Here is an 18,996-nt window from a genome sequence, read left to right as displayed (position 1 = left end):
ACTGCCCTGCCGGCAGGGCCTGTTGATGTGATGAGAAGGTCGGATGCCCGCTCGGACTCCCGCGGGGCAACGCTCGCTCAGGGCGTGGGGGAGCGGAGGATGTCGTCGAGGTCGAAGCTGTAGCTCGGCGACGGGTAGAGGCCCGTCGGATACAGGTCCGTCGGCTCGGCGCTCGGAGGCGGCACATCGGCCGGGTCCGCGGTGGGCCTGCCGTCCGGACTGCACACCTGCGGCGCCGAGGGCTGGGAGAGCTCGTAGTCGGCGACCCGCTTCGAGCGGAACTCGACCGTGTCGCGATCCCAGATGTCCTGGGTCCCGCCGACCTCGACCTCCTTGGGCAGTTCCTTGCTCTTGAGCGGCTTGCCCACGGTGATCGTGAGCAGGGCGCCCACACAGGGACTGCGATCCTTCGCGTACAGGGACTTGGGCAGGGCGATCTTTCGCTCACTGCTGGCGTCCGCCCGCAACTCGACGCGCTTCACACGGCGAAGGTCGAAGTAGTAGTCGGGCCGCGTCCCGTCCGAGAGTGACTCGCCGTCGCCGCCGTCCGCGACGCCGTACACCAGCTTCCAGAACTCGACCTGCACGGTGATCTTGTGACAGAGCGGTCCGAGGTATCCCGGCATGCTGGAGAACTCCAGATCACCAGAACCCGAGTTCTGCTTGGGAGTGTCGACGTCGAGCTTCACCCAGTCCACGGACTCCGCCGTCGTCCACCCCTTGTTGTCATGGCAGCCCGACGCTCCGGTCGGATACGGGGGAGTCAGGGACGGCGTCGGCGACTCGGTGACCTCCGTCGCGCTCTGGCTCGGACTCTCGTACGCGGAGGTGTCGTCGCCGCCGCCCGAGCACCCCGCGGTGAACAGACCGACCAAGGTGAGCGCTGCGACGACAGACGGAGCGGACCGCTTCGTCATGACAGCGTGCCGGACACTCTTCGGCATCTGCGCTCCCCCACCCGGTGTCGTCATGCACACAAGGAAATGACATGGATGCCGGGAACACGTCGGTAGGAGTACGTATTCCATGTACGTAGGGGTCCCGTGACGCAGGACCGAAGGCCGTATCGGCGGCGTCCACCTCAGGTGTCGGTGCACGAAGGCCAGTGGTCCACCGCCCACTCCGGCCAGCCCTGCCACCCCTTCGGCGGGGCGGGGATCTCGCCCCCGGCGATTTCCGCGGCGCCGGGCACCTCGAACTGCTCCCGCCATTGCTCCACGTCGGCCTCACTCATGGGAAACGTCTGATGCGGCGCCGTCGCCTGGCGATGCGCGATACGGGCGAGCTGGACCTCCTTGTCCACGCGCACATAGACCACCTCACATGCCGCCCCGGCCGCGCGTGCCAGCCATCGCAGTGCCGAACGCTCATCACGGCCCCAGAGGCCGTAGTCGAGCACCACGTTGGTCCCCAGTCGCAGCGCCTGGAGGGCGACCGAGATGAGCCGCCCTTCCAGCACCCAGCGCTTTCCCTCGGCCATCGAATCCCCGAACAGCGGGATCATCCAGTCGTCCGGCGTCAGTCGCAGTGCCCGACGGGTCACGGCGAGCTCTTTGGCCCGGGTGGTCTTCCCGGTTCCGGGGAGCCCGACCATCAAGAACAGCGTGGCGGCAGGTGGATCCTGCGGCATGCGGGCGAGGGGACGTGGTCCCGTACTGGTGTGTGGTGCACCGAAGCGCTGCGGCTGAGACATGACACCCCTGATCAGGCAGGATGGCCCGGCAGCACAGCGATGAGCGAGTGGCTGCCGACGGGACTCTGATCCGGCGGTACGTCGTGACACCGGCCCCGGCCGGGACCGTCAACGAGGCCGCGGTGATGGGCAACCGCGGTTACCGCCGCTAAGCGGCGGTGCGGGTGGTCATGGCGGCGCAGCAACACATGCCTTCACCCTAGCCGACCCACCTGGACAGGCACGACGAAGCCGCCCGCCGGTTTTCCCCCGTGGCGGGCGGCTCGTGCCGTGGTGTTCAGAGATCAAGGTCGGCGGCGGCGACGTTGGCGTCCTGGGCCGCTGGACGACACCGGCCGGGGCCGGCGGCGGGATTCGAACCCGCGTCACCCTCTTGACAGGAGAAGTACCCGCAGCCTTCGCACCTGAACAACGCCAACCGTAGACGGCCTGATCCATCAACGCACCCCTTTTTGGGTGCTCCCGAAGGGGCCCCGCCCGGACGCCGAACGGCGCGCCGGACCGATGAGTTCGCCGGTTGACTGAAGTCTTTCCTCACCGAGGAGAGAGGGAGACCAGGATGAACAATCCGATTCGGCTCTACATGTCGATGTCGCTCGACGGCTATATCGCCGGCCCTGACGATCGGCCAGGCCAGGAGCTCGGACGCGATGGCGGACGGCTCTTCAACTGGCTCGACGACCGGGAGTCCGACGGTCCCAGCGGCCAGGTCTATCGCGAGGCACTGGCGACCGGTGCGCTGATCTCCGGCCGTCGGACCTTCGAACTCGCCGGGCGCTGGCGAGGCGATCACCATGACGGCGTGCCGATCTTCGTACTCACTCACCAGGTGGATGACGGGGACGTCCCACCAGGCCACGCGCGTTTCGTCACCGACGTTGAGGACTGCGCCCGTCAGGCACGCGCAGCCGCCGGGCACCGGCCGGTCATGGTCCACGGGGCCGGGGCGGCCCAAGCGCTTCTCCGAGCCGGCCAGCTGGACGAGATGGAGATCCACCTGGTTCCGGTCCTCCTCGGCGGCGGCCGACGGCTGTTCGACCACCTGGGTGGCGATCACATCGAACTCGACCTGGTCCGACGGCTTGAGGACCGCGACGTGACGCATCTGCGCTATCTGGTGCATCGCCCCGAGGAGGCCGCGTGAAGACGCTCTTCGTCTCCTACCGCGTCACCGACCTGGACCGCTCGCTCGGCTTCTACACCGCCCTGGGCTACACCGAACTGGGCAGGGTCGAGATCGGCGACGGGGCCCGCCTCGTGATCCTCAAGTTCCCCGAAGAACCAGCGGCCTCGCTCGAACTGGTACACCGCCCCGGCGCCGGACCGGTCGACGTCGGCACCGGCTTCGACCACCTCGCGATTCAGGTGGAGGGTCTCGCCACCACCCTGGAGACGCTGACCGAAGCCGGTCTGAGGCCCGAACCCCTCCAGTACCCGGGTGGCCCTCATGGCCCGAAGACGTCATGGCTCACAGACCCGGACGGCTACCGGATCGAGCTGGTGGAGTGGCCGTCCGGACATCCCGACGGCATCACCGCAGCAGACTTCGCCTGAGGAGCGGACCGCAGACGTTCGGTGCAACTCCCGATGCAACTCCCCATGAAACTCACGATGATGGAAGGTGCACCGGACCGGGCGGTCATCGCGCGCCGGCACCCGGGCGCGTTCACCGAGGAGCGGCCAGTACTGCCGCGAGTCCTTCTCGCAGATCCTTGACGAAATACTCGGGAACCTCCAGCGAAGGGAAATGCGCGATGCCGCCCCTCCAGAGAACAGGCATCGCGCGGGCAACCAGCCCCTGGTAGGGCCTTCCTCCGACCGTCTTCCCATGAGACGTCAAGTGACAAGTGACTGACATGCTGGTTCCATGCGATTGTTCGACTGTGATGGGCACGGCATTGAGCTGGGGGTTGTGAACTACCAGTTCCCCGATGACGCCCATGAGGGCAAACGTCGGAGCTGGCTGATCATCGAAGGCACTGCGCATTGCCCACAGGGAGCGTGGACTTTCCGTTGGCAGGCACTGACTCCGGAGGACGCGGTCGTGTTGGCCACCTGGCTCCGCGACATTGCTCGCGCGACCGGCGGTCGCCAACCAGAGGATCGCAGCCTTGAGTTCATCGAGCCGAACTTGGCCTTCACGGCCGACCGGACCGATGCACGGCACATCGCCCTCGAGATCCGCCTGGATCTCGAGTTCTCGCCGCCCTGGCGCAAGCGGAATCAGGCAGGAGACCCGTTCACAGTCGTGTGTCGGATCACGCCAGAGGCGCTGCTGAGAGCCACGACTGAGTGGACCGCCGAGATCGCCCCTTACCCGCCGTGGACCCCAGGCGGACAGAGCGGACCTTCGTGACGTCAAAGGAGCTGTCGCAGGTCGGAACCCGGGGCCGGATCAGGTCCCTGGGAGGATTTCGTGAAGTGGGCACACCAAGGCAACGGTCCCCTTCGCCCGGGTTGGTGAATGCGCGGCGAAGAAGGCCGTGTCACGCGGCGCGGCCCGGCAGCGGGCGGCCAACGGGGCAGAGGGTGGGGGTGTGGATGTTGAGGAGGTCATCGGCGCGTTGTACCGGCTGCGGCCCGAGGAGTTCGTCGCCGAGCGGGATGCACGGGTGGCGGAGGCCCGCCGGGCGAAGGATGCGGTTGCGGCGCGGCGGATCGCCGGACTGCGGCGGCCCACGCTCGCGGCCTGGGCGTCGAACCTGTTCGTACGCCAACACCCTCAGGAGGCAGACCGCCTGCTGGAGCTGGGGGAGACGTTGCGGCAGGCGCATCGGACGCTGGATGCCGGGCAGCTGCGTCAGGCGAGCCGCCAACAGCATCAGATGATCGCCCTGCTGGCGCGGGAGGCGGCCGAACTCGCACAGCAAGCCGGATCGCCGTTGACACAGGCGGTCCGGTATGAGGTCGAGCAGATCCTGCACGGTGTCCTGGCCGACCAGAAGGTCGCCGAGGAGTGGGCGGCGGCCCGGCTGACCAGAGTGCCGGCGGCAACGGTGGACTTCACCGCCGTCACCCCCGAGGCCCTGCCCGAACGCTCCCGGCCGCCGGCGACTACGGCCCCCACGGCGGCGACCCGCGGGACGAGATCCCGGGCGGACAATCCCGATCGGCGCGCCCAGGCGCGGCGCGAGCGAGTGAACCGGGCCCGCGCGCGCAGCGAGGAGACGGCAGCGGAGGCCCGCCGAAGCCAGGACATCCTCAGCACCGCGAACGACACGAAGCAGGCCGCCGACACCCGCGCAGAAGGAGCCCGGGCCCGGGTGAGCGAACTGGAGGAGCATCTGCAACAAGCCCGTGAGGAACTGCGCGAGGCCATGGAGACGGTAGCCCTCGCCGACACCGCGGTGAAGGACGCTGCCCGTGCCGCCGACAAGGCCCGCCGGTCCGCGGACCGGGCGAGCCGAGAGCTGGCCAAACTCACCGAGGACACGGACGAGGCCTAGCCGGCCTCGGCCGTCGTACCAGTGCTGGGCGCGCCTGTTGCGCCGGGAATCGGTCAGGAAGGTTCGACTGCTGATACGGCGGTGACGGTCACGGTGTCGTCGCACTCGGCGAACTGTCCGTCGTCCAGGGCCACCTGGTGTGCCCCGGATCCCGGCAGCCCGATCACCATCGTGGGATACACCACGGGGGCCGAACCGGACACGCAGTATCCGTCGGCCTCTCCCTGCACCTGCACGAACGTCAGCTTCACCCACGCTTTGGCACCGGGCAGTACCGTCACCGCCGTCGCGGTTCCGGTCGGTTTGACGGTGAGCGGCACGTTCATCTCGGGAGAGCCGTTCCCGGCTCCGGCCACCGTGGGGTGACCTTTGAGGATGCACGTGTGTGCGGACACGTTGGTGAACTCGACGACGGCTGCCCCGGTACCGGTGCCGTCCGGCCGCACGGCGGCCTGACGGGAGGTCGCTTCGAGACTGCTCGCGGCGCACGTCGCTGCCGAAACCGGTGCGGATGCCGAAGGCGCGGAGGGAGAAGCCGTTGCTGTGCTGGCGGCCCCGGACGAGGTGGCGCTGCCGCCTCCGGTGCCCGCATCGGCCTCACCGGGCTGACACCCCGCCACCGCCAGAGCGGCCGAAGCTACGATGACCGCTACCGCCGTATTGCGCATCGCGCTCACATTCCGCATGCCGTCCCCCAAGTTCCGGTTGTCCGGAGCGCGACTCCAGTCGCCCCGTCGAACCAGACAGAACCGCGGGGCCGGCAGTTCTCCCGCACACCGACCTGTGACCCGCCGGTGACGAATTCCCGCTCTCACGGTGACGGAGCGTCAGCGGACAGCAGGTCACGACAGCACCCCAACACCGTGCAGCCGTTGTGGTGCTGGAGTGGGTGCGGCGGTTGAAAGCCGAGCGGTGATCGGGACAGAGCGGCCCCTACCTGGGCCCTGACTGGTCGTCCGGCGTGGGCAGGGCTGAAGGGTCGAGATCTCGGCGCATGCCGGCACGCATGGCGTCAAAGGCGTCGAACCATGGCCGACACTCACTCTTGAGCTCCGCCCAGGTGTCGTATCTGCGGCCGGCGATGAGCTGTTGAACGAGGTCGCGCATGCCCTTCATGGTCTTGTCGGAGAGGGCAACGATCTCAGGTGGCGCTGTGATCGCCAGCTGGTACCGCAGCTCGTACACCCCGCCGTTGCGGTAAGCGACTTCCGCCTGACGCGCCCGCTCCGGCCAGGGCTCCGTGCTGTCGATGACGACGGCGCGGATGTCGTTCCAGGTCCTGGCCACCGCTGCCAGGTAGGCGGCATACAGGTCGCGTCTGACCTCAGTACGGCGCTCGCTCTGCTCGCGGCGCCACTTGGCTCGGTCGGCTATCGATGTGGCGCCCACTCCGATGACTGCGCCGGTCACTGTGCCTATGAGGGTCCCCCATTCCATCGCCTCAAGATAGGCCTTCCCTCACGTGCCCATCTGACTGGCCTCCTGCCTGGGGTTGCCGTCCGTAGGTGATCAAGCGGCTGGCCCCTGGGTCCGCAGACAGGTCAGGCGTCATGGGCGTGGCCTGCTTGACCCGCCAGGCCGCCACCAGCACAGCCGTGAGGCGGCACCGTGGTCAGCGCCGCGATCTTCTGCCGGCTTGCCTCTGGTGCATGGATGGTGGCCGGCCTCGACGTCCAGGAGCGATTGGTTCGATGGTCCTCAACCTGGTGGTGATCGGCACGGCCGTCACCCTGGGGCCGTTGCACAACAGCGCCTTCATCCTGCTGCTGTCCTCGCGGCACGGTATCCGTCAGGGTCTGGCATTCCTCTTGTCGTGGCTGGCCAACCTGATCGTCGTCATTGCCGTCGTGGTGCTGCTCACCGGCGGTCAGCCGCCGGATCGCCACAGTGCGCCCTCGGCCGCCGCGATCGCCGCGAAACTCGCCATCGGTCTGGGGCTGGTGGTCTACGGCGCGCGCCGGCGGCGCCGACCGCCCCGCCCGCGCGGTCCTGTGCGCTGGGCCGCGCGGATCGACAACGCCTCCTGGGTTACGGCGGCCGGTCTGGCGTGGCTGCTGCAGCCTTGGGCGCTGGTCGGCGCCGGTGCCGCAACGGCCCTGGAGGCGGACCTATCCACCGCCCACGACTGGATTGTGCTCAGCGGCTACTGCCTGTTGGCCACCCTCAGCCTCATCGTCATGGAGATGTACGCGGTCTGGGCGCCTGCGGCCGCGGAAGCCCGGCTGAACGCCCTGCGGATGTGGCTGAGTGAGCACCAGGAGCAGCTGGTCGTCACGCTCTCCCTCGCCGCCGGACTGTGGCTGATGGCCGCCAGCATCTACCAGCTGGTCGCCTGATGCGGATGGCCGGTCAGAGAAGGCGGCAGCAGCCGGAACGGGGTGCAGCCGCGGCAGCCTGACCACTCGTCTGACCAGCACCATGACACCGCAGTTGCGGAATCCACACGGCATGCCGTGAAGCCCTCCCTCTGAGGCGAGGCCGAAAAGCGGCGCAGCCTGTGCCGATATGCCCGCCCGGCATGGTCATTTCCAGCCGTTGCTTTGGCATTCCCATGACAAACCTGTGTGTGCGGTGCCACTCTTCTGCAGAAGTTCACGGTTCGTCGACGTAATCCCCACACAGAGCACCCCCCACCCCCCACCTCCTTCCACCCGCATGCCGTGCAGCGCTCCGGATCGGCGCACCCCGCCGCTCCGTCTCGTCCACGACCCTGCATCACGGGCCGTCCGTTGTGTTGAAGGAGAACCCGTTGCCCTTGCGACGCCGCGCTCTTGCCGGGCGCAGACGCGCCACCACCACCGCCCTCGCTCTGACCGCCGTAGGCTCCCTGCTCGCCCTCGCCGCCCCGAGTCCCGCCACCGCGGCCCCGGCGGAGCCGACCCCCACGAAGATCACCGCCACCCCCAGGAGCGGCGCCGCGCAGCCGTCCCTGACCCCCGCCCGCCGAGCCGCCCTGCTCCAGAGCGCCCGGTCCGCGGCGCCCCGCACGGCGGAGCGAATCGCCCTCGGCGCCCAGGAGAAGCTCGTCGTCAAGGACGTCATCAAGGACGCCGACGGCACCACGCACACCCGTTACGAACGCACCTACGCGGGGTTGCCCGTCCTCGGCGGTGACCTGGTCGTCCACGACCAGAGCGGTCGTACGACCGTCACCAAGGCGAGCCCCGCCCGACTTGAGGTCCCCTCGCTCCGTCCGACGATCACCGCCGCGGGCGCCGCCGCCAAGGCCCTCGGCGTCTCGAAGAAGGACGAGGTCAAGGGGTCCCGGACGGAGCGGGCGCCCCGCCTGGTGGTCTGGGCAGGGGCCGGCAAGCCCGTGCTGGCGTGGGAGACCCTCGTCGAGGGGGTTCAGGTGGACGGCACTCCCAGCGAACTCCAGGTCGTCACCGACGCCGCCACCGGCAAGGAGCTCCTGGCCGCGGAGCATGTCCATACCGGCTCCGGCACCGGCCAGTACGTCGGGGAGGTCCCAGTCGGCTCCACGCTGTCCGGATCGACGTACCAGCTCGTGGACCCCGACCGCGCCGGGCAGCGGACGTACGACCTCAACCAGGGCACCTCGGGCACCGGCACCCTGTTCACCGACGACAACGATGTCTGGGGCAACGGACTTCCGGGCAACCGTCAGACCGCCGGTGTCGACGTGGCGTTCGGTGCCGCGGCCACCTGGGACTACTACAAGGAGACCTACGGCCGCAACGGCATCCGCAACGACGGTGTCGCCGCCTACAGCCGTGCCCACTACGGCAACAACTACGTCAACGCGTTCTGGCAGGACGCCTGCTTCTGCATGACGTACGGCGACGGCTCGGGCAACACCCATCCGCTGACCGCGCTCGACGTGGCAGCCCACGAGATGAGCCACGGCGTCACCGCCGCCACCGCGGGCCTGGTGTACTCGGGGGAGTCCGGCGGGCTCAACGAGGCGACCTCCGACATCTTCGCCGCCGCCGTCGAGTTCTACGAGAACCTTGCGGCCGACCCCGGGGATTACCTCGTCGGTGAGAAGATCGACATCAACGGTGACGGCACACCGCTGCGTTACATGGACAAGCCCTCCAAGGACGGCGCGTCCCGCGACAGTTGGAGCTCCGCCCTCGGCGGCATCGACGTCCACTACTCCTCGGGCCCCGCGAACCACTTCTTCTACCTGCTCTCCGAGGGCAGCGGCGCCAAGACCGTCAACGGCGTGGACTACGACAGCCCGACGTACGACGCCCAGCCCGTCACCGGCATCGGCATCCAGAACGCCGCCGCGATCTGGTATCGCGCGCTGACGACGTACATGACCTCCACGACCAACTACGCCGGTGCCCGCACCGCCACCCTGTCGGCCGCCGGCGACCTGTTCGGCACCTACAGCCCGACCTACCTGGCCGTCGCTGACGCCTGGGCCGCGATCAACGTCGGCAACCGCATCGCCCTCGGCGTCAACCTCGCCCCGACCGCCGACCAGTTCAGCGGCGTCGACCAGAACGTCAGCCTCCAACTGGACGCCTACACCACCAACACCGGCGCCGCTCTGACGTATGAGGCCACCGGACTGCCCGACGGCCTCGGCATCAGCCCGAGCGGTCTGATCAGCGGCACCCCGACGACCCTCGCCACCAGCGACGTCACGGTCACCGTGACCGACAGCACCGGGGCGACGGCCACGGACACCTTCACCTGGAAGATCGGCTACGTCTACGCCAACGCCACCCGCGTCGACATCCCGGACAACGGGGCCGCCGTGGAGTCACCGCTGACCATCACCGGCCGCGAGGGCAACGCCTCCGCGACCACCTCGGTGTACGTCAACATCGTCCACACCTACCGCGGCGACCTCACCATCGACCTCGTCGGGCCCAACGGCACCGTCTACTCCCTCCTCAACCGCAGCGGCGGCTCCGCCGACAACGTCGACCAGACCTTCACCGTCGACGCCTCCGCGCAACCGCTCAATGGCACCTGGACCCTACGGGTGCAGGACCGGGCAGCCATCGACGTCGGGTACATCGCCCGCTGGCAGCTGATTCCCTGACCCCCAGTCCGACCGCACGACGCCGCCCGGGTCCCGAGGATCCGGGCGGTGCCATGAGGTACATCAGCCGGAGAGTGGCGTCTCTTTTCAGCCAGGTCCTCGCAACGTCCCTGCACGGAAAGGTACTTCCCCACAAGGGCATGCACCTGACATCTTGCACCCACCACTTGTTTCGTACGGCCAGGTCGGTGCCACCAGCACGGCCGGGCCGTCTTCGGAGGACGCATTGATACCCCACATATTCAGCCGACCGAGACGCACACTGGTGCTGGCGGCCACGCTCGGCGCCGCCCTCGCGTTCGGCGCCCCGGGCGCCCTCGCGGGTACGCTCCCGGTCGTCCCCTCCACCGCGCCGGCCGCCAAGGCCCACACGCCGGCCGTCGCGCAGGCTTCCCGGAGCGCGGCATGGGTGGCCGGCACACGCGCTTACCTCGTGATCACCGCCCCGGGTGACAGTTCGTCGGTCCGCTCCGCGATCACGGCCAACGGCGGCACCGTCTTCTCCAGCTTCGACGCCATCGGCGTGATCGTCGCCCACTCGGCGTCCAGCACCTTCGCCGCCACCATGCGCGCCGTCACAGGCGTCCAGCAGGTCGGCGCCACACGCACCTCGGACGTCCCGGCCGCCGCCTACGACCCGGCGCTCCCGCCCAACCCGGCCCAGGCCTCGACCCCGGCCGGAGAACCGGTCCGGGCCGACATGAGCCAGATCAAGGCCGACCAGGCGTGGGCCGTGAACCCGGGCTCCGCCTCCGTCACGGTCGGCGTCCTGGACACCGGTGTGGACGACCAGCACCAGGACCTCGCGCCCAACTTCGACGCGGCCGACTCGGTCTCCTGCGCCTACGGCAAGCCCGACACCCGTGCCGGCGCCTGGCGGGACGTCGACACGCACGGCACCCACGTGGCGGGCACCATCGCCGCGGCCAAGAACGGCAAGGGCGTCGTCGGCGTGGCACCCGGGGTGAAGATCGCCGCGGTCCGGGTCGCCGAGCCGGGCAACTCCTTCTTCTTCGCCGAGAACACCATCTGCGGCTTCGTCTGGGCCGGTGACCACGGCTTCAAGGTCACCAACAACAGCTATTACACGGACCCCTGGCAGTTCAACTGCCCGGACAACATCGACCAGGCCGCCATCATCGAGGGCGTCAAGCGCGCCCAGGAGTACGCCGAGGGCAAGGGCTCCCTCCAGATCGCCGCCGCGGGCAACGAGAACTACGACCTCGCCCACAAGACGACCGACTCCGCGAGCCCGAACGACTCGACGCCGGTCACCCGCACCATCACCAACGCCTGCCTCGACATCCCGACCGAGCTGCCGGGCGTGGTCACGGTCGCGGCCAACGGCACGGGTGTCACCAAGGCCTCGTTCTCGAACTACGGCCAGGGCGTCATCGACGTCGCGGCGCCGGGCAGCAACGTGTACTCCACCGTCCCCGGCGGCGGCTACGGCAGCAAGAGCGGCACCTCGATGGCCACTCCGCACGTGGTCGGCGTGGCGGCACTCCTCGCCAGCGCCAACCCGGGCATCACCCCGGCGCAGCTGCGCGCCAAACTGGCCGAGCAGGCCAACGACATCGCCTGCCCCTCGGACAGCCGCTGCACGGGCACGACGGCCAACAACTCGTTCTTCGGCGAGGGACAGGTCGACGCCCTCAAGGCCGTCGGCACCACCCCGCCGCCCGGCAAGTACTTCGAGAACCTCGCGGACTTCACCATCAACGACAACGCGACCGTGGACAGCCCGATCGCCGTCACCGGTGTGACCGGCAACGCCCCGGCCACCCTCAAGGTGGGTGTGGACATCAAGCACACCTACATCGGCGATCTGAAGGTCGACCTGGTGGCGCCGGACGGCACCGTCTACACCCTGCACAACCGCACCGGCGGCAGCGCCGACAACATCGCCCAGACCTACACCGTGAACGCCTCCTCGGAGGTCGCGAACGGCACCTGGACGCTGCGCGTCAACGACAACGCCGCCTCCGACACAGGCAAGATCGACGCCTGGAACCTGACCTTCTAGCACCGGGCCCGACAGCGCCCCAGTCGTGCTGTTCGGGCACATCGGTCTCGGCCGCGGTGGACGCCGCGGCCGAGACCACCCTCCTGGAGACCCGGCCCCGCCCGGACGCCGTCGCCGCACCGCTCAACTCCCCTCGCCTGCGCACCCCATGGATCACAGCGGGTCGTGATCGATAGGCTGGGAAGGTCGAGGCGTGGGAGGATCCGGCAGTGTCGCTGAGCTACTACGTGTACATCTCGGACAGCAAGGTCGACATGCTGTTGCCGCAGATCGACCCCGGATTCGGGGCCAAGCGGCAAACGGAGGTGGGTGTGAACCTCTCCGTGCTGTCGGCGAAGCGCACCACCGAGGGCCCGGCGAACGACCGGATCACGCGTCTCGAGGCGGTCGTCCGGTACCTCCGCGATCACGGTGACCTCGGCACGGTGGACGCCCCGGGCCAGTACTTCTGGGGCTCGCTGCGGATGCGATGGGGCGCGTTCCGCGACGACCCCGCATCCTCCCTGGTGTTCTTCGGCGGGCGCAGCGAGGACACCGTCGTCGCCCTGGGTGGCTCGTACCGGCACGTGTACGACTACGTGCCGGACGCCGAGGCACACGGCGTGGGGCGCTCGATGATGTCTTCGATGCTCGACGGCCTTGGGATCACCTCCGACCTGGAGGACGAGTACGTCGCCGACGCGGTGGACGGCGACCTCGACCACGTCGATCGCATGGCACTGGGCCGCGTCGAGCGGGTCGTCGCGCGACTGCGCTGGCCGGCTCAGCACGTCGAGTTCGTGGCGAAGCGGCTGCTGCACGGCGAAAGCCCGGACGGCACCGGCAGGTCGGTGCTGCTCGGAACACCCCTGTACGCCGCCGTGGTGGACTGACGCCCATGGCCACCTGGCGCCGCGGGGACGTCATCCTGGACCTGTACGAGGTCCTGGACGTGGTGCGTACCGGCGGCCTGGGACTGGTGCACCGGGTCCACCACCGCGGCTGGGACATCGACCTGGCGGTGAAGACCCCGCGCCCCGCCGTCGTCCGCTCGCCGGACGGGATCGGGGACTTCGAGCGGGAGGCGGAGGTGTGGGTGGGTCTGGGCCTGCACCCGCACATCGCCAACTGCGTCTACGTGCGCACCCTGGAGGACGTGCCCAGGGTCTTCGCCGAGTGGGCCGACGGCGGCAGCCTCGCGGAAGCCGTCCGCAACCGGACCCTGTACGGCGACGATCCCCTCGCGACCCTGCTGGACGTCGCGATCCAGTCCGCCTGGGGCCTGGAGCACGCGCACGAGAACGGCGTCGTGCACCAGGACGTCAAGCCCGCCAACGTGATGCTGACCCGGGACGGCACGGTCAAGGTCACCGACTTCGGCCTGGCACGGGCCCGCGCGGCCGGGGACGCGGAGCCGTCCGTCAGCCGCGGCGGCCTCGACCCCGCGTACTGCTCGCCCGAGCAGGCCCGGTCACCGTCCGGGCTCACCCCGGCTACGGACATCTGGTCCTGGGCGGTCACCGTGTTCGAAATGCTCCTGGGCAGGCCGCCGGTGCGGGACGGTACCAGCGCCGGCCAGGCCTTCGAGGGCTACACCCGGTCCCGGACGCCGGGCACGCTCCCGCGGGTGCCGGTCGAGTTGCTGGACGTACTGCGCGAGTGCTTCGCGGAGGACCCCGCCGTACGCCCTTCCCGGCTCGGCCCGCTCGCCGAGCGGCTGGTCGCGGTGTACCGGTGCGAGGTGGGTCCCTATCCGCGCCGCGCCCCGTCCGCGGCCACCCTGCTCGCCGACAGCCTCTCCAACCACGCGCTGTCGATGCTGGACCTCGGCCGCCGCGACAGCGCCGAGGATCTGTGGACCCGTGCCCTGCGTGCGGACCCCCACCACCCGCACGCCCGCTACAACCGCGGGCTGCACCGCTGGCGGACGGGCGTGATCACCGACGCCGAGCTGGTGGACGAGCTCGAGTCCGTGCGCTTCGGCGACCCCGACGACGGCACGTACCTGCTCGCGCTGGTGCACCGCGAGCGGGGCGACGCGCCTGCCGCGGCCGAACTGCTGCGGGACGCGTCCGCGCGGATGCCCGACGACCAGCAGATCGCCGCCGCCCTGGCCTCGGTGCTGGACGCGCCCGCCCCGGCCCAGTCCGTGCTGCCCGGGGAACACGACGACTGGATCACCGCCCTCGCCCTGACCCCGGACGGCACGACGGGCATCTCGGCGGACGGTTCCGGCGGGCTGCGGATCTGGGACCTGGCCACGGGGGAGTGCCGGCAGGAACTGCGGCTGGAGAACTACCGGGCCTCGGCACTCGCGGTCCGGGACGACGGACGCGTCCTGATCGTCGGCGGTGGCACCGGGCGCGCGCTGGTGCTCGATATCGCAACCGCCTCAGGTTTCGACCTGCCCGGGCACCCCAGCTGGGTGCTGGCGGTCGCGCTGACGGAGGATCAGCGGCACGCGGTCACCAGCGGGTACGAAGGGGAGGTCGTCACCTGGGACCTGGAGACCGGCGAACCCGTGGAGGTCCGGGAGTTCGAGGGCAGGGTCGATTTCCTGGGCGCCCGGGGCACCCTGTGCTGCATCGTCGACCACACGCGCCGGACGAGCTCGGTGCACGACGTCCGCACGGGAGCACTGGTCCACCGGTTCGATCACGCCTGCCTGCGCGTGCGGTTCACCGACGACGGCCGACGCGTCGCGGTCAGCGGCGGGAGCACCCACGTCCGACTGGCGGACCTCGGCTCCGGTGATGCCCCACGGGTACTCAGGACCGGATACGGCCAAACAGCCCTGAACACGGACGGCACGGTCGGCTTCTCCAGCGGCGGACGCGCCGAGCCGTCACGGGTGTGGGACCTCGACACGGGCCGCTGCCGCCTCTCCCTGGAGGCCACGCCCGACACCAAGGAGGTCGCGCTGAGCGCGACCGGCCACCGCGCGCTCACCGCCGAGGGCAAGACCGTGCGCGCATGGCACCTGCCCCCTGCCGGACCGCCGGCCCCTTGGAGCTACGTCCGCCCCCACCAGGCCAGGGACGTCAGCGCCGCGGCCACCCGAGTGGCCGAACTGCTGGACCAGGCGGCCACGCACGGCGCGGCCGGACGGCTGGAACAGGCGGCCGAACTGATCCGCGCCGCCCGCGCACTGCCCGGCCACCGGCGCCACTCCGAGCCCGTACGCCTGTGGCGCAGACTCGGTGCCCTCGGCCGCCGTACGGCACTGGTCGACGCCTGGTCCGCGGGCCGGATCACCCCCGACGACGACCGGTCCTGGGCCCTGGCCCTGAGCGGACGCAGCCCCACCGCGCTCGCCCGGGCGGGCAGCTCCGAGGCCTGGGTCTTCGACGTGGAGACCGGGCAGCTGCTGCACACGCTCAGCCTGCACACCGGACACCTCGGCGCCCTGGCGATGACCGCCGACGGCCGGCTCGCCGTGTCCGGGGGCGAGGACGGCCGGGTCGTCGCCTGGCAGCCCCGCGACAAGCGCCTCGTCCAGCTGTTCACCAGCCCCCGCGACCACGTGTACTACGTCGCCGTCAGCGAGGACGGCCAGGTGGCCCTCTCCGGGACCGCCGACGGCGTCGTCGCCGCCTGGGACATCCCCAGCGGCAGGTCCCTCGGACGCTGGGAGGCCCACCCCGGAGCCGTGCTGGACGTGGCCGTCAGCGCCGACCACCGTTACGGGCTCTCCCGCGGCCAGGACGTCACCGTGAAGATCTGGGACCTTTACGCAGGCGAACTGCGGTGGGTGCTGGGCGGGCACGAGGAGTGGATCGGTGCCGCACGGCTGAGCGAGGACGGCCGCTACGTCGTCACCGGCGGCGCCGACGCGACCGTACGCGTCTGGCGGACCGCCGACGGACAGTGCGAGGCGGTGCTCACCGGACACACCGACGCCGTGGTCGACGTCCTGCCCGGCGGCGACGGCCGGCATCTGCTGTCCTGCTCCGCCGACGGCACCGTGCGGCTCTGGGACGTCGCCGCCGCCCGCTGCGTCCATGTGCTCACCGGACACACCGCCGCCGTGCGCAGCCTCGCCGTCACGCCTGACTTCCTCCTCGCGGTGTCAGGCGGCGAGGACCGCCAGGCACGCCTGTGGGACCTGACGACCGGCCGGGAACTGCGGGCCTTCACCGGCTTCTCGGACGCGGTATCCGATGTCGCGCTGGCCCCTGACGGCGCTCTGCTGCTGGCCGGCGACGAAGGCGGCCGCCTGCTGACCTGGGCCCTGGACTGGGAGTACGACTTCGGCTCGGCACCGGGAGTGCTGCGCGCGGAGGCCGAGCCGGTGATCGAGGAACTGCGGGCCGAGGTCGCCGTCGAGCTGCCCTCCCGTGACGACAGCCGCCCGGCCCTCATCGAGGCGATGGCGCGCATCGGCGAGCGGCAGCAGCGCGCTGTCACCCGCACCCTGGAACTCGCCGCGGAACTGGACAAGGTGCCGTCCCGCAACGACACGGGCTACCGCCTCTACATGCACTCCGTGGCCGAGGACCTGGCGAGCCGGGAGCCCGACAAGACACCGGGCACGGCCGAGGCGCTCACGCTGCTGCTGAGACCGGAGGAGGAACTCAACCGGTCCGAGACCTTCTGGGCCAACCACTTCGCCGACCAGCTCCAGGACGACCTCGTCACGCTCGCCGAGGCCGCTCCCCTCCTGCACCGCGAGGGCGATCCGGTCGCGGCCGAGCTGACCTGGCAGCTCGTCGTCGACGTGCGCTCCCACCTGTGGGACGCCGGGCACGTCGAGACCCAGCGGGCGATGCTCGGCTGGGCCGCCGTACTGATCGATCTGCGCCGGCAGACGGAAGCCCTGGCCCTGATCCGGGCGGTGACCGCGGAACGCGAACGGGACCTGGGAGCGGACCATCCGGCCACCCTGGAGGCGATCGCGGCACTCGCGTCCCTGCTCACCGACAAGGGCGAACTGGACGAGGTCGAGCGGATGTACGACGTGCTGGTGCCCCAGCTCGTGCGGCGCTACGGCCCCGACGGCCTCCAGACCCTGGAGGCCCGGGTGGGGCTGGCGCGGGTGCACCGCCGGCTCGGACGGCACAGTGACGCGGCTCAGGTCCTGCGCGAAGTGCTGGCGAAGCGGCGGCTGCGTCTGGGCGAGCACCACCCGGACACCCTCGTCGTGCAGGCGGAACTGGACAGTCTGCCCAGCCCCGTACCACCCAGACCGACACGGAAGGGATGGAGGAGACGGCGATGATTCCGGACCGGTCCAGCATCGGCGCCCTGATCACCGGCAAGGCGTTCATGGCGGAGGTCGGGGCGTACTTCCCCGTGAGCATGGCCTTGCGCGGTGACGTGTTCGAGGCCGTGTTCATGATGCGGGAGAGCGACCTCGGGCACCGCACCAACGGGCCCTACTCGCCGCAGCGGCTCCCGTCCGACGCGATGAACTGGGCCCAGCTGCGGACGGGGATGGGCATGGCGGGCTGCTTCCCCAGCTTCCGGATCGAGGCCGGGGGACACTGGCCGCGTATCCACATCGCCCTGTCGGGCACTTCCGTCCGCGGCCTGATCGTGATGCCGGAAGAGGTGACCGCGGAGACGGTGAACGCGCCCTACCTCGGCAAATGGCAGGACCAGGCATCCTCCGACATACGGATCGGGCTGGACTACCTCGCCAACTGGCTGGGCTCCTGTCACCACGAGGCGGGCGGCTCGGCACCGTCGATCGATCTCGACCTGGTCTACCGGCCGTTCGACTACGAGGCGAGCCTGGCCAGGTACGAGCAGCGGATACGCGAACTCATCCCTCCGGTGCGCCCGGTCCTCGAACTGCGTTGGCGCTCGGCCACCCCGGCCCAGCGCAGGGCCTTCGTGAGAAACCTGAAGGGCGCCCGGAAGTGCGGCTCCCGGCTCGACCGACGCTGGAACTACCGGCTCGGCGGCATCGAGGTGGAAGTGCCACGCTGAGGCGGTGCTGCACCCTCCCGGCCGCAGCAAACGTGGCCCCCTCACACGGGCCCCGCGGGACTACTGATCTCTTCGGACTGTTGTCGGATGCTGATCCCTGCGGTAGGTCGGTGGTATGCGGTACGCGCAGGGTGGTGGGCTGACCGCCGAGCGGCGGCAGTTTCGTGAGCGGATCCGGTACCAGGCCGGTGAGCGGTTCGCACGCAGTGAGAGAACCGCGGTGATCGCGAGGGATCTGCGGGTGAGTGAGCGGTCGGTGGAGCGCTGGCGTCGTGCCTGGCAGGAGGGCGGGATGGACGCCCTCGCCTCCACGGGACCGGCCAAACTCCCCAAGGTGTCCGACGGCCAGTTCGCCGTGCTGGAGGAGGAGTTGGCCCTCGGGCCGGCCGAGCATGGCTGGGAGGACCAGCGGTGGACCCTGGCACGGGTCAGAGCGCTGATCGCCTGGAAGCTCGGCATCGACTGCTCCCCGGCGGCCGTCTGGCGGCTGCTGCACCGGCACGGCTGGTCCTGGCAGTGCCCGGCCCGCCGCGCGCTGGAACGCGACGAGCATGCGGTCGAGCTGTGGAAGAAGGGTGTGTGGCCGCACGTGGAATGACCGCGGCGGCGCTGGGGGCCTACATCGTCTTCGAGGACGAGGCGGGGTTTTCCATGACACCGCCGCGGGCCCGCACCTGGGGCCGACGTGGGCACACGCCCGTGGTCCGGGTGCGCGGCCGCTCCTGGCGCCGCTGGTCGATCGCCGCCATGTGCTGCTACAAGCAAGGAGAAACCTCCAGGCTGATCTACCGGCCGCGGCGCCACCGAAAGCACAAAGGCAAAGGGCGCGACAGCTTCTCCTGGCGCGACTACCGCGACCTGGCGGTGCGCGCGCACCTCCAGCTCAAGGCCCCGATCG

Annotated in this window: 15 protein-coding genes, 1 tRNA gene and 2 pseudogenes; 12 read left to right on the top strand and 6 right to left on the bottom strand. The window is 70.1% G+C overall.

The window, feature by feature from the left end; all coding sequences use genetic code 11:
- Positions 1–77 precede the first annotated feature (77 nt).
- The 3 genes from ACIHIX_RS46390 to ACIHIX_RS46380 all read right to left on the bottom strand — a co-directional run bounded on the left by ACIHIX_RS46390 (position 78) and on the right by ACIHIX_RS46380 (position 2,112).
- On the bottom strand, positions 78–944 hold the full coding sequence (locus tag ACIHIX_RS46390) for a hypothetical protein (protein WP_399966714.1): 867 nt from the start codon (positions 942–944) through the stop codon (positions 78–80).
- A gap of 137 nt (positions 945–1,081) precedes the next feature.
- The gene (locus ACIHIX_RS46385; protein WP_399966713.1) at positions 1,082–1,630 is read right to left on the bottom strand and encodes an AAA family ATPase; all 549 of its coding nucleotides are present in this window, start codon (positions 1,628–1,630) and stop codon (positions 1,082–1,084) included.
- A gap of 402 nt (positions 1,631–2,032) precedes the next feature.
- A tRNA-Asp gene (locus ACIHIX_RS46380) sits at positions 2,033–2,112 on the bottom strand.
- A gap of 140 nt (positions 2,113–2,252) precedes the next feature.
- Here ACIHIX_RS46380 and ACIHIX_RS46375 point away from each other — a divergent pair.
- Positions 2,253–2,837, top strand: coding sequence for a dihydrofolate reductase family protein (locus tag ACIHIX_RS46375; RefSeq protein WP_399966712.1), 585 nt, complete (start codon positions 2,253–2,255; stop codon positions 2,835–2,837).
- Positions 2,834–3,247, top strand: a complete 414-nt coding sequence (locus ACIHIX_RS46370) for a VOC family protein (protein ID WP_399966711.1) — start codon at positions 2,834–2,836, stop codon at positions 3,245–3,247. Before ACIHIX_RS46375 ends, ACIHIX_RS46370 begins: the two co-directional genes overlap by 4 nt.
- Positions 3,248–3,359: 112 nt before the next feature.
- Here the strand turns inward: ACIHIX_RS46370 and ACIHIX_RS46365 are convergent.
- Positions 3,360–3,443, bottom strand: a pseudogene (locus tag ACIHIX_RS46365) (epoxide hydrolase); the annotation flags it as partial.
- A 117-nt stretch (positions 3,444–3,560) separates the two neighbouring features.
- Between ACIHIX_RS46365 and ACIHIX_RS46360 the strand changes: the two are divergent.
- Positions 3,561–4,049 (top strand): hypothetical protein, encoded by a 489-nt coding sequence (locus ACIHIX_RS46360; RefSeq protein ID WP_399966710.1) that lies wholly within the window; start codon positions 3,561–3,563, stop codon positions 4,047–4,049.
- Positions 4,050–4,230: 181 nt separating this feature from the next.
- A complete protein-coding gene (locus tag ACIHIX_RS46355; RefSeq protein ID WP_399966709.1) occupies positions 4,231–5,139 on the top strand; it encodes a hypothetical protein in 909 nt (302 codons plus the stop codon).
- A gap of 53 nt (positions 5,140–5,192) precedes the next feature.
- On the opposite strand, the gene ACIHIX_RS46350 is transcribed toward ACIHIX_RS46355, so the two are convergent.
- Both ACIHIX_RS46350 and ACIHIX_RS46345 read right to left on the bottom strand, forming a co-directional pair.
- Positions 5,193–5,825 carry a DUF4232 domain-containing protein gene (locus ACIHIX_RS46350; RefSeq protein ID WP_399966708.1) on the bottom strand — a complete coding sequence of 211 codons (633 nt, stop codon included), beginning with the start codon at positions 5,823–5,825 and terminating at the stop codon, positions 5,193–5,195.
- Between the two features lie 247 nt (positions 5,826–6,072).
- Positions 6,073–6,549 carry a hypothetical protein gene (locus tag ACIHIX_RS46345; RefSeq protein WP_399966707.1) on the bottom strand — a complete coding sequence of 159 codons (477 nt, stop codon included), beginning with the start codon at positions 6,547–6,549 and terminating at the stop codon, positions 6,073–6,075.
- 281 nt (positions 6,550–6,830) lie between these two features.
- Between ACIHIX_RS46345 and ACIHIX_RS46340 the strand changes: the two genes are divergently transcribed.
- From ACIHIX_RS46340 to ACIHIX_RS46305, 8 genes and pseudogenes are all read left to right on the top strand, one after another.
- A complete protein-coding gene (locus tag ACIHIX_RS46340; RefSeq protein ID WP_399966706.1) occupies positions 6,831–7,475 on the top strand; it encodes a GAP family protein in 645 nt (214 codons plus the stop codon).
- A gap of 413 nt (positions 7,476–7,888) precedes the next feature.
- Positions 7,889–10,162: a M4 family metallopeptidase gene (locus ACIHIX_RS46335; RefSeq protein WP_399966705.1), complete on the top strand. Its 2,274-nt coding sequence runs from the start codon at positions 7,889–7,891 to the stop codon at positions 10,160–10,162.
- Positions 10,163–10,427: 265 nt separating this feature from the next.
- The gene (locus tag ACIHIX_RS46330; RefSeq protein ID WP_399966704.1) at positions 10,428–12,188 is read left to right on the top strand and encodes a S8 family peptidase; all 1,761 of its coding nucleotides are present in this window, start codon (positions 10,428–10,430) and stop codon (positions 12,186–12,188) included.
- Positions 12,189–12,397: 209 nt separating this feature from the next.
- Positions 12,398–13,060 (top strand): DUF7019 family protein, encoded by a 663-nt coding sequence (locus ACIHIX_RS46325; RefSeq protein WP_399966703.1) that lies wholly within the window; start codon positions 12,398–12,400, stop codon positions 13,058–13,060.
- 5 nt (positions 13,061–13,065) lie between these two features.
- A complete protein-coding gene (locus ACIHIX_RS46320) occupies positions 13,066–17,385 on the top strand; it encodes a protein kinase (protein ID WP_399966702.1) in 4,320 nt (1,439 codons plus the stop codon).
- Complete coding sequence (locus tag ACIHIX_RS46315; RefSeq protein ID WP_399966701.1) at positions 17,382–18,098, top strand: hypothetical protein; 717 nt, start codon at positions 17,382–17,384, stop codon at positions 18,096–18,098. The genes ACIHIX_RS46320 and ACIHIX_RS46315 overlap by 4 nt, the downstream gene beginning before the upstream one ends.
- Before the next feature lie 115 nt (positions 18,099–18,213).
- Positions 18,214–18,696: a winged helix-turn-helix domain-containing protein gene (locus ACIHIX_RS46310; RefSeq protein WP_399966700.1), complete on the top strand. Its 483-nt coding sequence runs from the start codon at positions 18,214–18,216 to the stop codon at positions 18,694–18,696.
- Positions 18,697–18,749: 53 nt separating this feature from the next.
- Positions 18,750–18,996, top strand: a pseudogene (locus ACIHIX_RS46305) (IS630 family transposase); the annotation flags it as partial.

Origin of the sequence: Streptomyces sp. NPDC051913, from assembly GCF_044593635.1 — a bacterium.
Classification (GTDB): domain Bacteria; phylum Actinomycetota; class Actinomycetes; order Streptomycetales; family Streptomycetaceae; genus Streptomyces.
This window is presented reverse-complemented; position numbering and strand designations above follow the sequence as displayed.

Coding starts and splice junctions, on each gene's coding strand:
- ACIHIX_RS46310 (WP_399966700.1), top strand. CDS start 18,214: ATGCGGTACGCGCAGGGTGGTGGGCTGACCGCCGAGCGGCGGCAGTTT.
- ACIHIX_RS46390 (WP_399966714.1), bottom strand. CDS start 944: ATGCCGAAGAGTGTCCGGCACGCTGTCATGACGAAGCGGTCCGCTCCG.
- ACIHIX_RS46385 (WP_399966713.1), bottom strand. CDS start 1,630: ATGCCGCAGGATCCACCTGCCGCCACGCTGTTCTTGATGGTCGGGCTC.
- ACIHIX_RS46340 (WP_399966706.1), top strand. CDS start 6,831: ATGGTCCTCAACCTGGTGGTGATCGGCACGGCCGTCACCCTGGGGCCG.
- ACIHIX_RS46350 (WP_399966708.1), bottom strand. CDS start 5,825: ATGCGGAATGTGAGCGCGATGCGCAATACGGCGGTAGCGGTCATCGTA.
- ACIHIX_RS46360 (WP_399966710.1), top strand. CDS start 3,561: ATGCGATTGTTCGACTGTGATGGGCACGGCATTGAGCTGGGGGTTGTG.
- ACIHIX_RS46320 (WP_399966702.1), top strand. CDS start 13,066: ATGGCCACCTGGCGCCGCGGGGACGTCATCCTGGACCTGTACGAGGTC.
- ACIHIX_RS46315 (WP_399966701.1), top strand. CDS start 17,382: ATGATTCCGGACCGGTCCAGCATCGGCGCCCTGATCACCGGCAAGGCG.
- ACIHIX_RS46375 (WP_399966712.1), top strand. CDS start 2,253: ATGAACAATCCGATTCGGCTCTACATGTCGATGTCGCTCGACGGCTAT.